Raw genomic sequence first — 13,344 nt, forward strand, 5'->3', positions numbered from 1 at the left:
CGGCGGTCACGCGGGGACGGTGAGCGAGCCGATCAGCGCCGTGTCGTGCTCGGCGGCGCGGAAGCGCGGGTGGTCGAGCAGTCCGGCGAGGAACTCCGCCGTCGTGCTCACGCCCGCCCCGCGGATCTCCGTCTCCGCCAGGACGCGCCGCATCTTCGCGATCGCGGCGTCGCGGTCGGGAGCCCACACGATGAGCTTGGCCAGCAGCGAGTCGTACAGCGCCGGGATCCGGTAGCCGTGCTCGACGTGGGTGTCGACGCGCACGAACGCACCGCCCGGCAGGACGCACCGGGTGAGGGTGCCGGGGGTGGGGGCGAAGTCGCGCGCCGGGTCTTCGGCGTTGACCCGGCACTCGATCGCCACGCCCCGGTGCCGCACCTCGTCCTGGGTGAACCCGAGCGGCTCCCCGGCGGCCACCCGGAGCTGCTCGCGCACCAGGTCGATCCCGGTGACCATCTCGGTCACCGGGTGCTCCACCTGGAGCCGGCAGTTGACCTCCATGAAGTAGAACCGTCCTGCCCCGTCCACGAGGAACTCGAAGGTGCCCGCGCCGGTGTAGCCCACCGCGCGTGCGCCGCGCACCGCCGCCTCCCCCATCTCCGCGACGATCCGCGGATCGAGACGCGGTGCGGGCGATTCCTCGACGAGCTTCTGGTGCCGCCGCTGCAGGGAGCAGTCCCGTGCGCCCAGGTGCACGACGTCGCCGTGGCCGTCGCCCAGCACCTGGATCTCCACGTGCCGGGCGCTGTCCAGGTAGCGCTCGACGTAGAGCCGCCCGTCCCGGAACACGGCCTGGGCGTTGGCCCTGGTCGTGGCGTACGCGCGGTCGAAATCGGCGGGGTCGCGGACGACCGCCATCCCGCGTCCGCCGCCGCCGGCCACCGCCTTGATGATCACCGGGTAGCCGATCTCGTCGGCGAGCTCCTTGGCCTCCTGCGCGCTGGTCAGCGCGTCGCGGCTGCCCGGCAGCAGCGGCAGCCCGGCGTCGAGCATGATCGCCCGCGCGCTGGACTTGTCGCCCAGCAGGTTCATCACCCGCGCCGACGGGCCGATGAAGGTGAGCCCCTCGGCCTCGCACACCTCGGCGAAGTCGGCGTTCTCGGACAGGAACCCGTACCCGGGGTGGATCGCGTCGGCACCGCGGGCCCGGGCGGCCTCGACGACCGCCGGGATGCTGAGGTAGCTCGACTTCGCCGGGCCGGGGCCGATCTGCACGCTCTCGTCGGCGAAGCGCACGACCGCCGAGTCGCGGTCCTCCGCCGAGTGCGCCGCGACGGTGGCCACACCGGCCTCCCGGCAGGTGCGGGCGATGCGGAGCGCGATCTCGCCCCGGTTGGCGATGAGCACCTTGCTGATCATCGCGCGGCTCCCTCGGCCGGGCCGAGGGTCAGCAGCGGCTGCCCGTGCTCGACGGACTCGCCGTCGGCGACCAGCACCTCCAGCACGGTGCCCGCGCGGTCGGCCTCGACGGGGATCATCAGCTTCATCGCCTCGATGATCGCGACCTGCTGGCCCGGGCGGATCGTGTCGCCCTCGCTGACGAAGGGCTTCGCGCCCGGCTCGGGTGCGCGGTAGAAGACGCCCACGGTGGCCGCGCACAGCGGGAACGTGCTCGCAGCGCTGGTCTCGGTGGTGCTCGGCAGCTCGACGGCGGGGACGGGCACGGGCGGCCCGGCGGCGGGCTGCGCCGAGTCCGGCCAGCTGATCTCCAGCTCGACGCCCCGGGCGGACAGCCGCACCGAAGCGGGTGCCCGCGAGGAGCGCTCGGCGAGCGCGTGCACGTGCTGGCGGAGGACGCCTGCGACCTCGTCGAGGTCGGCGATCCCGTTGATCCGGTTCTGGTTGCCGTTGACGGATGTCACGCTCATGAGGCACTTTCCTTCTCGTCGTCGGTGGGAGCACCGGCTTCGCCGGGCGCGAACGGCATCGGCTCGTCCGCGCCGAACTGCCGGAACCGGGCGTGCCGTTGCGTCACGAGGTTCATCTGGTCCAGCGGGGCCAGTTCGGCGAGGTTGGCGACCAGTGCGTCCCGCAGCGCTTCGGTGGTCGCCAGGTGGTCGGTGTCGGCGCCGCCCGCCGGTTCGGGCACGACGCCGTCGATCACCCCGAGCCGCAGCAGTTCGCGCGCGGTCACCCGCAGGGCGTTGGCGGCTTCGGGCGCGGCGGCGGGGTCCTTCCAGAGAATCGCCGCGCAGCCCTCGGCGCTGATCACCGAGTACACCGCGTTGGCGCACATGAGCACGCGGTCGGCGACGGCCAGGGCCAGCGCCCCGCCGCTGCCGCCCTCCCCGGTGATCACGCTGATCACCGGCACCGGCAGGCTCGCCATCAGGCGCAGGTTCTCGGCGATGGCCGACGCCTGCGCGTTCTCCTCGGCCTCGACCCCCGGGAAGGCACCGGCGGTGTCCACCAGGGTGATCACGGGCAGTCCGAGCTTGCCCGCCAGCCGCATCACCCGGGCCGCCTTGCGGTACCCGGCCGGGCTGGGCATGCCGTAGTTGCTCGCGGCGAGCTCCTCGGCGGTGTGCCCCTTCTGCGTGCCGATGACCGCCACCGGAGTCCCCTCCAGCCGCCCGATGCCGGCCAGCATCGCGGGGCAGTCCGAGGACATCCGGTCGCCGCGCAGCTCGGAGAAGTCCTCCACCAGCCCCGCGACGTAGTCCGCGGTGGTGGGGCGGCCGAGCCGCCGGGCCGCGCGGACGCTGTCCCACGCGTCGTTCTCCGGCAGCCGCCCCGGGTCGCGGACCAGCGTCGTGGCCGGGGCGCGCCGCGGGCGGCCGGTGCCGTCGGCCCGCCGGCTCGCGACCGACAGCAGCTTGGCCAGCGCCGGCCGGAGCTCGTCGCGGGGGCGGATCATGTCGATCACGCCGTGCTGCGACAGGAACTCCGCGGTCTGGAAGTCCGCGGGCAGCTGCTGCCGGAGGGTCTGCTCGATCACCCGCCGGCCGGCGAAGCCGAGGCGCGAGCCGGGCTCGGCGATGATGACGTCGGGCAGCGTCGCGAAGGACGCCGCCACCCCGCCGAAGGTCGGGTCGGTGATCAGCGACACGGTGAGGATGCCCGCTTCGTCGAGCTGTCCCAGCGCCGCGCTGGTCTTCGCCATCTGCATCAGCGACAGGACGCCCTCCTGCATCCGGGCCCCGCCGGAGGCCGTCACCAGCAGCAGCGGCGTCCGCTCGCGCAGCGCGGTCTCGCAGGCCCGGGTCACCGCTTCGCCGACGGCCGAGCCCAGACTTCCGCCCATGAAGCGGAAGTCCATCACCGCGGTGATCAGCGGGTTGCCGTCGACGCGGCCGCGGGCGCACAGGATCGCCTCGTCGAGACCGGTGCGCGCGCGGGCCTCCCGCAGGCGCTCGGCGTAGGGCTTGGTGTCGGTGAAGTCGAGCGGATCGGTGTCGGCGGGCGAGAAGTCCAGCAGTTCCACCGAGTCCGCGTCCAGCAGCAGGTCGATCCGCTGCCGGGCGGTCAGCGGCGCGTGCCTGCCGCACTCCGGGCACACCTGGTGGGCGCGCGCGAACCGCTTGCCGTAGACCATGGCCGAACATCCCGGGCACACCAGCCAGGATGTGTCCACTTCGGACTCCACTGCGACCGCGTCACCCATGGTCCCTCCCGGTCTGCGGTGCGGGCACGTACGAGCAGGCGCCGGCGGGCAGCCGGGCCCCGGCGAGGCGCAGCTGGGTCACCCGGCTCGCGAACGCGGCACCGCGCATGACGTGCGCGGCCAGCTCCGCCGCGTGGCGGTTCTCGACGGCGGCCAGGTAGGTCCCGCTGACCCAGTTGTTGAACGCGCCCATCGCGGGACCGCACCAGACCTGGTAGTCGGCCACCCTGCCCTCGGTGCCGGAGATGCTCCAGCCCGAGGACAGCCCCAGGTACCAGCGGAAGATCAGCGCCATCCGGCGCTTCGGGTTGTCCGCGGCCCGGTCGATCTGCTCGGGATCGCGCTCCTGGAAGAACCGCACGCAGTCCTGCCACACCTCCTCCAGCGGTCGCTGGAAGATCCGCTCCTCCAGACCGGTGCGCTCCGCGGCGGCGATCGAGTCGATCCCGTCGTGGGCCCGGTAGACCTCGTAGAGGCGCTTGGCCTTGGTCGCGAACATGGTGCCGCGCTTGAGGACCTGCACCTCCACGCCCATCTCGAACATGTCGGCCGAGGGCGCCATGTCGCAGTCGGTCACGTCCGCACCGGCCAACAGCCGCTTGGTCTCCCAGGACTGCCCGGCCTCCACCGCGGCCTGGTTGATCGAGCCGGTCACCACGTAGGCCGCACCCAGGGCGAACGCGGCGGCCGCGGCCTCCGGGGTGCCGATGCCCCCGGCCGCCCCGACCCGGACCTGCTGGCGGTAGCCGAGTTCGCGCTGCACGCGGTCGCGCACCGCGATGATCTCCGGCAGCAGCACGACCAGCGGCCTGCGGTCGGTGTGCCCGCCGGAGTCGGCCTCGGCGGTGATGTCGTCGGCCATCGGGACCTGGCGCGACCACTCGGCCTTCTCGGCGCTGATCTCGCCCGCGGCCACCAGGTCCCGCACCAGCCCTTCCGGCGCGGGGCGCAGGAACTTCTCGGCGACCTCCGTGCGGGAGACCTTGGCGATGACCTTGTTGTGCGCGACGACCGTCCCGTCGGCGCCGCGGGTCAGGCCCGCCAGCCGGTACCGCACGATCTGCGGCGTCAGGTCCAGGAACGCCGACGCTTCGACGGTGCGGACCTCGTGCTCGAGGCAGAGGTCCACGGTGGAGCGCTCCATGGCGGGCTCGTTCGGGCTGTGGATGAGGTTGCACGCGAAGGGCAGACCGCGCAGGCCGCCCCGGATCCGCGCCAGGTCCTCGTCGACGCGCCGCGCGACGACTCCGGCCGCCCCGTAGGAGGCCAGGAAGCCCTGCTCGGCCAGGGCGATCACCAGCTCCGCCGAGGCGATCCCGTTGGCCATCGAACCGGCCATGTACGGCTGCCGGACGCCGTGGGCGGCGAGGAACCGCTTGTCCCCCAGCGTCGACGGCGGCAGCGGCGGCACGGCCGCGAGCACCTGCGCGCCCGGCACCCGCTGCTCGCTGACCGCACTGCCCTGGGCGTCCCTGACCAGGTAGAACGGCTGGTCCAGGCGCAACAGATGCGCGTGCACCGAACTCGCGTCGCGCCCGAGGCGGGCTACCGCGCCGGTCGGCGTCACCATGGCTGTGCTCCTTCCTCGCGCAGTTCGACCGCGATGTCGGTGAGTTCGTAGATCCGCAGGCCCGGCTTCCACACGCTGGCGTCGCCGGTCACCCGCACCCGGCCCGGCCCGCGCCGGACGTCCTTGATGTGCACTTCGAGGGTCGCCGCACCGTCGGTGGGCAGGAACTGGCCGCGGTACTTCCAGGTGAAGGGCGCGCCGACCGGGAGGATGAACCCCGGTTCGGTCATGCCCTCGTCCCATCCCGCGTCCAGCACCCATTCCTGCATCGCCTGGATGACCGTCTCCACGCCCAGCGAACCGGGGATCACCGGGTCGCGGGGGAAGTGCCGGGCGAAGAACCAGTCGGCCGGGTCGATCCGGCGGACCGCGCGGAGGTAGCCTTTCCCGTGCTCGCCACCCCCGTCGACCACCTGGACCTCGTCGAGCAGCGCGAGGTGGTCGCGGGCGCACAGCGGGGCGGCCGGATCGGCGCGGCGGGCGGCCACGTCGATGGTGCGGGTCGCCGGGAGCGGGTTCTGCTGCTCCAGCCAGGTCGGCACGCTGCGGCCCGCGTCGAGACCGGTCTGGTTGGCCATCGCCGCTTCGCTGAAGTAGCCGAACATGGTCTCGCCGGTGTAGAACGGCTCGCCGTCGGCGTGCATCGTGTAGGTGAAGCTCTGCAGCGACGCGCCGTTGTTGAGCGTGGTCGACAGCAGCTCGGAGCGCTGGCGGATCGTCTTGTCCCGCAGGTCCACCTCGCGCAGCACGGTGGCGGTGCCGCCGAGGTTGCGCAGGCTGACCGGCGCGTCCGGATCGGCCAGCGTCGGCCCGAGGAAGTAGCCGATGGACAGCGCCGACTGCAGCGAGGTCTCCATGTAGATCATGTTCGGCATGGAGGCGTTGGCGGTGTCGGCGTAGTACCAGGAATCGGCGGGCGAGTCGTACTCGGTCTCGTACTTCGCGCCGTCGAGCGCGCCGCGCTCGCCGTCGAGGGTGACCAGCCGGTCCATCAGCGTCAGCCCCCGGTCGGGCACCCGGGTCGCCCGGCGGTCGGAGTAGTGCTCGAACTCCGGGCCGAAGGCGGTTCCGTGGCTGCCGCGGGCGAAGTGCGCGATGTGGAACTCGCTGAGCACCGTCGGCTCACCGGCCGCGGAGTACCGGCCGAGGAACGCCGGGGGGACGCCGCCGCGGGCCGGGCCGACCGGGACGCCGGGTTTCTCCACCAGTGCCAGGGAGAGCCCGGCCACCCGCCCGGTCACCGCACCGCCGGAGCGGAACTCCACGTCGGCGCGCAGGTGCGGCCGGGGCACCAGGTCGACGTCGGTGACGTCGAGCCGGATCTGCGCGGCGGCCAGCGGGCCGGGCCGGACGAGGTCGATCTCGCAGCGGGCCGCCCGGCCGCTGCCGTCGCCGGGCGCGAAGACCGCGTCGGCGAGGCAGAGGTGCAGTCCCAGGTGCAGTGCGAGCACCTCGGCCGCCTGAGTCGCCGAGGCCAGCAGCGACTCGGGTGTGCCGTCGAGCGGGCCAGCGGAGGCGACCAGCAGGCCGCGTCCGCTGCTTCCGCCGCGCAGCTCGATCCGGGTGACTTCGCTCAGCAGCAGGGCCGCGTCGGCCGCGAGCTTGACCGACGGGTTGCAGCCGGGCTGGGAGTAGGCCGGGCCGAAGACTCCGGCGATGTCCCCTCCGGTCAGCCGACGGAGGTCGTCGCGGCCGAGTTCCGCCTTGTCGGTGCGGGCCAGCGGCTTGAAGCGGCCTTCGGTGGTCACGAACGGCACGGCAGGGGCGGGCGACAGGGCGCTGATCGGGCGGATTCGCCCGTCGACGGCGTCGACGAACCGCGATGCCGCGAGGGCCACGCCCGCCCGGCGCAGCGTCCGGGCCTGCAACAGCACCTGCGCGTTCAGCGCGTTGCGGTGCGCCGTGGCGACCGCGCTGCGCACTTCCCGCGCCACGACAGCGGTGCCGGTTCCCGCGGGCCGGACGGTCGCCGGTTCCGGTGTCCGCTGCGGCTCGTCCTCGGCGAGGGGGTCGAACGGCTCGCCTTCGAAGCCCAGTTCGTCGTTCATCGCTTCTCCTCCGGGTGTGCCAGCCACCGCCGGGTGCCCTCGCGGAACTTCTCCGCCATTCCCGGCGTCGCCACCAGCTGGACGTCGTGCCACCGCTGCAGCACACGTCCCCGCGGGTCGCACGCCGTGACGGTGACCGCGATGGCCGCCGCGGCCCGCCGCACGTCATCGACGACCAGCACGAACGGTTCGTCGCCGGGAAGCGGCACGAAGCACTCGGCCCGCCCGACGCCCAGCGGCAGGCTCGCCTGCCCGAGCAGCCGGTTGCCGTGCACCGACGCGGCCTGCAGCAGCAGGTCGGCGAGCACCGGATCGTGCAGCTCGCCCCGGTAGGCGCCGGAACCGACCGCGGTAGCGGGCAACCGGCACTCCAGCACCAGGCGCTCGTCGGAGTGGTCGAGAACCCGCCGCAGTCCCTGCAGTTGCGGGCCGTGGAACAGGATCGCGTCGCGGTAGATGCCGAGCCCGTCCTCCGGTCCGCCGCCCAGCGTCCAGGAGGCGGTCGATGGAGCGTCCACAAGGGACTCCGACAGCACGAGCGTCGCGGCGTAGTGCAGCACCGCGCCGGTGCGCACCGACACCTTCACCAGCTCGCCGCCGACCGCTTCCACGACGACCTGCTGACCTTCCGGCAGGGTGCCGTCGAACACGATTCCCTTGTACACCTGGAAATCGCGGACCTCGACGACCCGCCTCCCCGGGTTGGCCCGTTCCACGACGTGGACCATCCAGCCGAGGCCGAACGTGGCGGGCAGCACCGCGTGCGCACCGACGACGTGCGCTTCGAGCACCGGATCACCGGCCAGCGCGGCGATGTCGCGGTGCGCGGTGAACGAGCTCGCCGCGACCGGTTCGCCCGCCGTGAGCGACTTGTGCTCGCCCACCAGCACGCACACGTCGTCGGCGTGCTCCTCGCCGAACTGCTCGACGAACGCCCGGGCTCCGGCCTCGGGCGGCAGCAACCGCACACCGCGGGCGTGGAAGAGGTCGCGGAGTTCCGGCGTGACCATCCCGCCGTCCCACGCACCCCAGTCGATCGCGGTGACGTGGCAGTCGGGCCGCTGCCGCTTCCAGCTCGCCGCGAACCGGCACAGCGCTTCGTTCGCCGCCGCGTAGTCCGCCTGACCCGCGTTGCCGAGCAACCCGGCGACGGAGGTGAACAGCACCAGGTGGTGCAGCGAATCGGCGTCGAGCGCGTCGAGGACCGCGCGCAGACCGGTCAGCTTGGTGGAGAACACGCGGTGGATCTCCTCGCCGGTCTTGTCCGCCAGGTGCGCGTCGGCGAGCACTCCGGCACCGTGCACCACGCCGGTGATCTGGCTCCGCAGCGGAGCCAGCGCGGCGCGGACGGCCTCGGGATCGGTGACGTCGACCGCGAGGTAGCGCACCTGCGCACCTGCCTGGCCCACGGCTTCGATCGTCGCGCGGATCTCCCGTTGAGCGATCTGGTCCCGGTAGCCCCGCTCGACCTCGCGAGGTGTCGGGCGCTCACCGGCGGCCTTGATGGCCTCGATCGCCGCGGCCTTGAGCCCGTCGTCGGCGACGCCGCGGGCCCAGGCCGGTTCGTCGGCGAGTTCCGTGCGGCCCAGCAGGACGAACGACGCCCCCGTGCGCTGCGCCAGCGCTCGGACGCACAGCGCCGTGACTCCCCTGGCTCCTCCGGTGACGACCAGGGTGTCACCGGTGCCGACGCCGAGGTCGGTGACCTCGCCGCCGATCTCGTCGCGCTGCGCGACGGCGTACCGGAATCCACCGGGCACGACGGTCCACCGGGCTCCCGCCCCGTCGATGCCGACTTCGACCGCGTCGGTCGCGGCGTCGGCGATCTCCCCGAGCAGCTCGGCCACGAACTCGTCGCGTTCCACCTCCGGGGCGATGTCCAGCGCCCGGCAGAACACGCCGGGTGCCTCGCAGGCCAGCGTTTTGACCACGCCACCGACGCCACCGGCCAGCGCTTCCTCGGCGGGTCGGCCGCCGCGGAGGCCCAGTCCGCCGTCGAGCCGGGTCACCGTGACGAAGGCGGCCCGCGACCCCGCGGCAGCGGTGCCGGTGAGCGCGGCGTGCGCGTGCTTGGCGACCAGGACGGTCTCCGCGACCTGCCGGACGCCGGCGTCCCACGTGCCGCCGTCCAGCAGGTTCACGCACAGGTCCACGCGGCCGTGAAAGTGTTGCGCCAAACGCTCTTCCAAGTCCGCGGTGTCGCCGTCGAACACGGCCGGGGAACCGCTGAGGTCCACGCGGCGCACCGTCCAGCCGTGCTCCCGGAGCCCGCCGACGACCGCATCGGCGTCGGCACCGCCGCGGTCGGCCACCACGGCCACCGGATCGGCGGCGTAGGCATCGCCGAGACGATCGCGGCCGGGCAGCGCGACCAGTTCGACCTGGTGCCGAGGAGTCGGGCCGTCGCCTGCGGCCCCGTCACTCAGCCGACCTGCGCTTTTGGGTCCGCATCACCCGCGTCGGCCACCAGGAAGCCGGAGATCTGGTCCAGCGTGCGCAGCTCGCCCAGCTGCTCCGGGCCCACCGCGGGCAGCTCGGGGAACCGCTCCTGCAGGACCCCGAGGATCTGCACCCGCTTGATCGAGTCCACGCCCAGGTCCGACTCCAGGTCCATCGCCGGGTCCACCATCTCCACCGGGTAGCCCGTCTTCTCCGACACCACTTCGAGCAGTGCCGTGCGCACCGACGCCGCGTCGGCGCCGCCCGAAGCCGGGCTCTCCGCAACCGGTTCCTCCTGCACCGCAACGGGTTCGGGCGCGGGAGCCGGGGCGACCGGCTGCGGTGCGGGCGTAGTCGGGAGCTGCTCCGGCGCGGTCAGCGCCCGCTGCTCGGGGGCCTCCACCGTGGTGGCCTCGGCGAACACCGTCGTCCGGTTCTCCGGGCGCTGCCCGCCGAGTTCGAGGACGGTGAGCTCGGCCAGCACCTCGTTGGCCCGGGCGTGCGCCTGCGAGATCGCGACGCTCTGGTTCTTCACGCTCTCCACGACCTCCGGCAGCCGCGAGTCGTGCCGGTCCCACTGCTGGTGGTCGCGCAGCAGGCCGGTCAGGGCCTCGGCGATCTGGAGCTGCCCGTCCAGGTACTGGGTGTGCAGCGCGACGTGCTGGTGCACCGCGCCGTCACCGTCCGGGAGGCTCGGCCGGGCGGGGACGTGGTGGGGCTGGGCGAAGGCCGCCTGCTCGTTCATCTGCTCCCTCTCGTGGACTTCGTGCTGGTCGTCGGTGGTGGCGTGGTCGAGCGCGGAAACCCGGAAACCATCGGTCAACCCGGCCTGGTAGGCGGCGCGGCGCTCGGCGGGCACGTGTTCGGCGGCGGAGATCGGCACGGTCATCCCGGTCGGCTCGACCTCGTCGAAGTCCGCGGCGAGCCGGTCGTTGATGCCCTTCAGCGGCGCGCCCAGCACTGCCAGCCGCACGGCTGCCTGCGTCAGCGCGACGTCGCTGTCGCCCAACGGCCCGCCGTCGGTCGGGATCGCGATGACCTGCTGGTCGGCGAGCGTGCGCTGCACCAGCTGGGTCAGCACCTGCTTCGGCCCGAACTCGACGAACACCGTGCAGCCGTCGGCGTGCATCGCCTGCACGGCTTCGGCGAACTCGACGGGTTCGAGCAGCTGCCGCACCAGCGTCGCGGCGTTGCTGTCGGCATCGGCGCCGTACTTCGCGCCCGGGCTGTTGGCGTAGACCGGGGCGGCGGGCTCACCGATCCGGACGGATTCGACGGCCGGCCGGAACTTCTCGACGGCGTGCGCGACGTGCGAGGTGTGGAAGGCCGCGGCCACCGACAGCAGCCGGGACGGCATCCCCTGCTTGGCGGAAGCGACGACGAACGCCTCCACCTGCGCAGTGGGGCCGCCCACGACCACCTGGTCCGGCGCGTTGATGTTGCACACCACGACGCCCGGGAAGTCCGCCAGCAGTTCGCCGACCTGCGCCCGGCCGGCCTGCACCGCGGCCATCGCGCCGGAGTCGGCGTCGGCGGCGGGCGGGGCCATCGACTCGCCGCGCGCCCTGGCGAGCCGGAAGAAGTCGGCGTCGGCGATCGCGCCCGACGCCCACAGCGCGGTCAGCTCGCCGAAGCTGTGCCCCAGGAACCCGGCGCACTCCAGGCCCAGCGAGGACAGGTGGCGGAACTGGCCGACCGAGAGCGCACCGATCGCCGGCTGGGCGTACTCGGTCTTGCGCAGCGCGGCTTCCTGCTCCTGCCGCAGCTCGGGGTCCAGCAGCGTGGGCGGGTAGACGACTTGTGCCAGCCGCGTGCTCGCCCCGTCGAAGGAGGCGTTCGCGGCGTCGAAGGCCGCGCCCACCGCCGGGTTGCTCAGCGCGGCTTCCAGGCCCATGTCGAGGTACTGGCTGCCCTGGCCCGCGAACAGGGCACCGATCTTGAGGTCCGGCAGCGCCCGCTGGCGGTAGAAGACGCCGCGCGGATGCGTCCAGTGCTCGGCCTCCAGCGCGCCCGCGAGCTGTTCGGCGGCCAGTTTCCGCAGCTCCTGCGCGGTCGCCTCGTCGGAGGCGACGAACCCGATCCGGGCGTGAGCCGCCGGGACGTCCTCGCCGTCCTGCGAAGCGACGTCCGAGCGGAGCAGCTCCAGCAGCTCCTGCGGGGTCCCGGCGTGCCAGAGGTGGGCGCGCGCGGCGCGGTGCAGGGTCTCGATCCCAGCGCGGTCCTGCTCGTGCTCCTCCAGCACGAAGTGGAAGTTGGTGCCGCCGAAGCCCATCGCCGAGGCCGCCGCGCGGCGCACCGGGCGGTGCGGATCGCGGATCCACGGGCGGGTCTTGACGTTGACGTAGAACGGGGCGTCCGAGAAGTCGACCGCCGGGTTGGTGCGCTCGACGTTGATCGTGGGCGGCAGGGTCTTGGTGTAGAGGCTCATCGCGAGCTTCATCAGGCTCGCGGTGCCCGCCGCGCCCTTGGTGTGGCCGATCTGGGACTTGACGCTGCCCAGCGCGGCGAAGTGCGGCTCGTCCGAGGACTCGCGCAGCAGCCCGCCCAGCGCGGTCAGCTCGGTCCGGTCGCCGACCGGGGTGCCGGTGGCATGCGCCTCGAAGAGCTCGACCGAGTCCGGCGCGCAGTCGGCGTCGGCGTAAGCGCGGTCCAGCGCCAGCCGCTGTCCCTTCGCCAGCGGGGCGTAGATGCTGTTCGACCGGCCGTCGCTGGAGGAGCCGAGGCCGCGGATCACCGCGTAGACCCGGTTCCCGTCCCGCTCGGCGTCGGAGAGCCGCCGCAGCGCGAGCATGCCCACGCCCTCACCGAGCAGCGTCCCGTCCGCGGCGTCGGAGAACGGGCTGATCCGGCTGCTGCGCGAGAGGGCCTGGGTCTTGCTGAAGCACATGAACCCGAAGATCGAGTTCTCGGTGTCCACCCCGCCGGTGATCATCATGTCCGCGCGGCCGTCGACCAGCTCGGCGATGGCCACCCGGATCGCCGACAGCGACGCGGCGCACGCGGCGTCCACAGTGGAGTTCATGCCGCCCAGGCCGAGGCGGTTCGCGACGCGCCCGGCGACGACGTTGGCGAGCAGCCCGGGGAAGGTGCTCTCCTCCCACGGCGTGAACGCCTCGGCGTACTTCGCCGCGATCTGCTCGGCGTCCTCGGTGGTCAGCCCGCAGCTGCGCACGACCTCCTTGAGCACGGGGGTGGACAGCCGGGCGGCCAGCGGGTGCGTCAGCGGCACCGGGCCGGTCGTGCCCAGGACGCAGCCGGTGGTGGCCGCGTCGTACCACTGCGCGCCCACCGCGCCGCTGTCCCGCAGGACGTCGCGGGCCACGCCGAGGCTCAGCAGCTGCATCGTGCTGGTGAGGTCGAGCTGCTTGGGCGGCAGGCCCCACTCCAGCGGGCTGAAGTCCACGTCCGGGACGAAGCCGCCGCGGTTCGAGTAGGTCTTGTCCGGTGCCGACGGGTCGGCGTCGTAGTAGTCCTCCAGGCGCCAGCGGGATTCCGGCACCTCCTCGGTGCAGTCCGCGCCGTCGACGACGTTCTGCCAGAACTCGCGGTAGTTGCGCGCCATCGGGAACAGGCCCGCCATGCCGACGATCGCGATGGGGTTGTCCGCCAGCCGGCGGCCGGTCCGGTCCCCATCCATCGGTTTCGTACCCTCGCTCACGTTCTTCCTCTCCAAGGTCGTGCCG

Annotated in this window: 7 protein-coding genes; all 7 read right to left on the bottom strand. The window is 73.2% G+C overall.

From position 1 onward, the window contains the following. Positions 1-6 precede the first annotated feature (6 nt). A complete protein-coding gene (accC, locus tag OU416_RS30255; RefSeq protein ID WP_270930457.1) occupies positions 7-1,359 on the bottom strand; it encodes an acetyl-CoA carboxylase biotin carboxylase subunit in 1,353 nt (450 codons plus the stop codon). Continuing rightward, positions 1,356-1,868, bottom strand: coding sequence for an acetyl-CoA carboxylase biotin carboxyl carrier protein (locus tag OU416_RS30260; RefSeq protein WP_270930458.1), 513 nt, complete (start codon positions 1,866-1,868; stop codon positions 1,356-1,358). Before OU416_RS30260 ends, accC begins: the two co-directional genes overlap by 4 nt. Then, on the bottom strand, positions 1,865-3,604 hold the full coding sequence (accD, locus tag OU416_RS30265) for an acetyl-CoA carboxylase, carboxyltransferase subunit beta (protein WP_270930459.1): 1,740 nt from the start codon (positions 3,602-3,604) through the stop codon (positions 1,865-1,867). The genes OU416_RS30260 and accD overlap by 4 nt, the downstream gene beginning before the upstream one ends. Then, complete coding sequence (locus OU416_RS30270) at positions 3,597-5,174, bottom strand: PfaD family polyunsaturated fatty acid/polyketide biosynthesis protein (protein WP_270930460.1); 1,578 nt, start codon at positions 5,172-5,174, stop codon at positions 3,597-3,599. Before OU416_RS30270 ends, accD begins: the two co-directional genes overlap by 8 nt. Next, a complete protein-coding gene (locus OU416_RS30275) occupies positions 5,168-7,222 on the bottom strand; it encodes a hotdog family protein (protein ID WP_270930461.1) in 2,055 nt (684 codons plus the stop codon). The genes OU416_RS30270 and OU416_RS30275 overlap by 7 nt, the downstream gene beginning before the upstream one ends. Then, the gene (locus OU416_RS30280) at positions 7,219-9,534 is read right to left on the bottom strand and encodes an SDR family NAD(P)-dependent oxidoreductase (protein ID WP_270930462.1); all 2,316 of its coding nucleotides are present in this window, start codon (positions 9,532-9,534) and stop codon (positions 7,219-7,221) included. Before OU416_RS30280 ends, OU416_RS30275 begins: the two co-directional genes overlap by 4 nt. 110 nt (positions 9,535-9,644) lie before the next feature. Continuing rightward, positions 9,645-13,319 carry a beta-ketoacyl synthase N-terminal-like domain-containing protein gene (locus OU416_RS30285; RefSeq protein ID WP_270930463.1) on the bottom strand — a complete coding sequence of 1,225 codons (3,675 nt, stop codon included), beginning with the start codon at positions 13,317-13,319 and terminating at the stop codon, positions 9,645-9,647. Positions 13,320-13,344 lie beyond the last annotated feature (25 nt).

Source organism: Saccharopolyspora indica (assembly GCF_027853965.1).
In the GTDB taxonomy this organism is placed as follows: Bacteria; Actinomycetota; Actinomycetes; order Mycobacteriales; family Pseudonocardiaceae; genus Saccharopolyspora; species Saccharopolyspora indica.

Excerpts from the sequence above, each read along its gene's own strand:
- accC (WP_270930457.1), bottom strand. The coding sequence starts at position 1,359 with ATGATCAGCAAGGTGCTCATCGCCAACCGGGGCGAGATCGCGCTCCGC.
- OU416_RS30260 (WP_270930458.1), bottom strand. The coding sequence starts at position 1,868 with ATGAGCGTGACATCCGTCAACGGCAACCAGAACCGGATCAACGGGATC.
- accD (WP_270930459.1), bottom strand. The coding sequence starts at position 3,604 with ATGGGTGACGCGGTCGCAGTGGAGTCCGAAGTGGACACATCCTGGCTG.
- OU416_RS30270 (WP_270930460.1), bottom strand. The coding sequence starts at position 5,174 with ATGGTGACGCCGACCGGCGCGGTAGCCCGCCTCGGGCGCGACGCGAGT.
- OU416_RS30275 (WP_270930461.1), bottom strand. The coding sequence starts at position 7,222 with ATGAACGACGAACTGGGCTTCGAAGGCGAGCCGTTCGACCCCCTCGCC.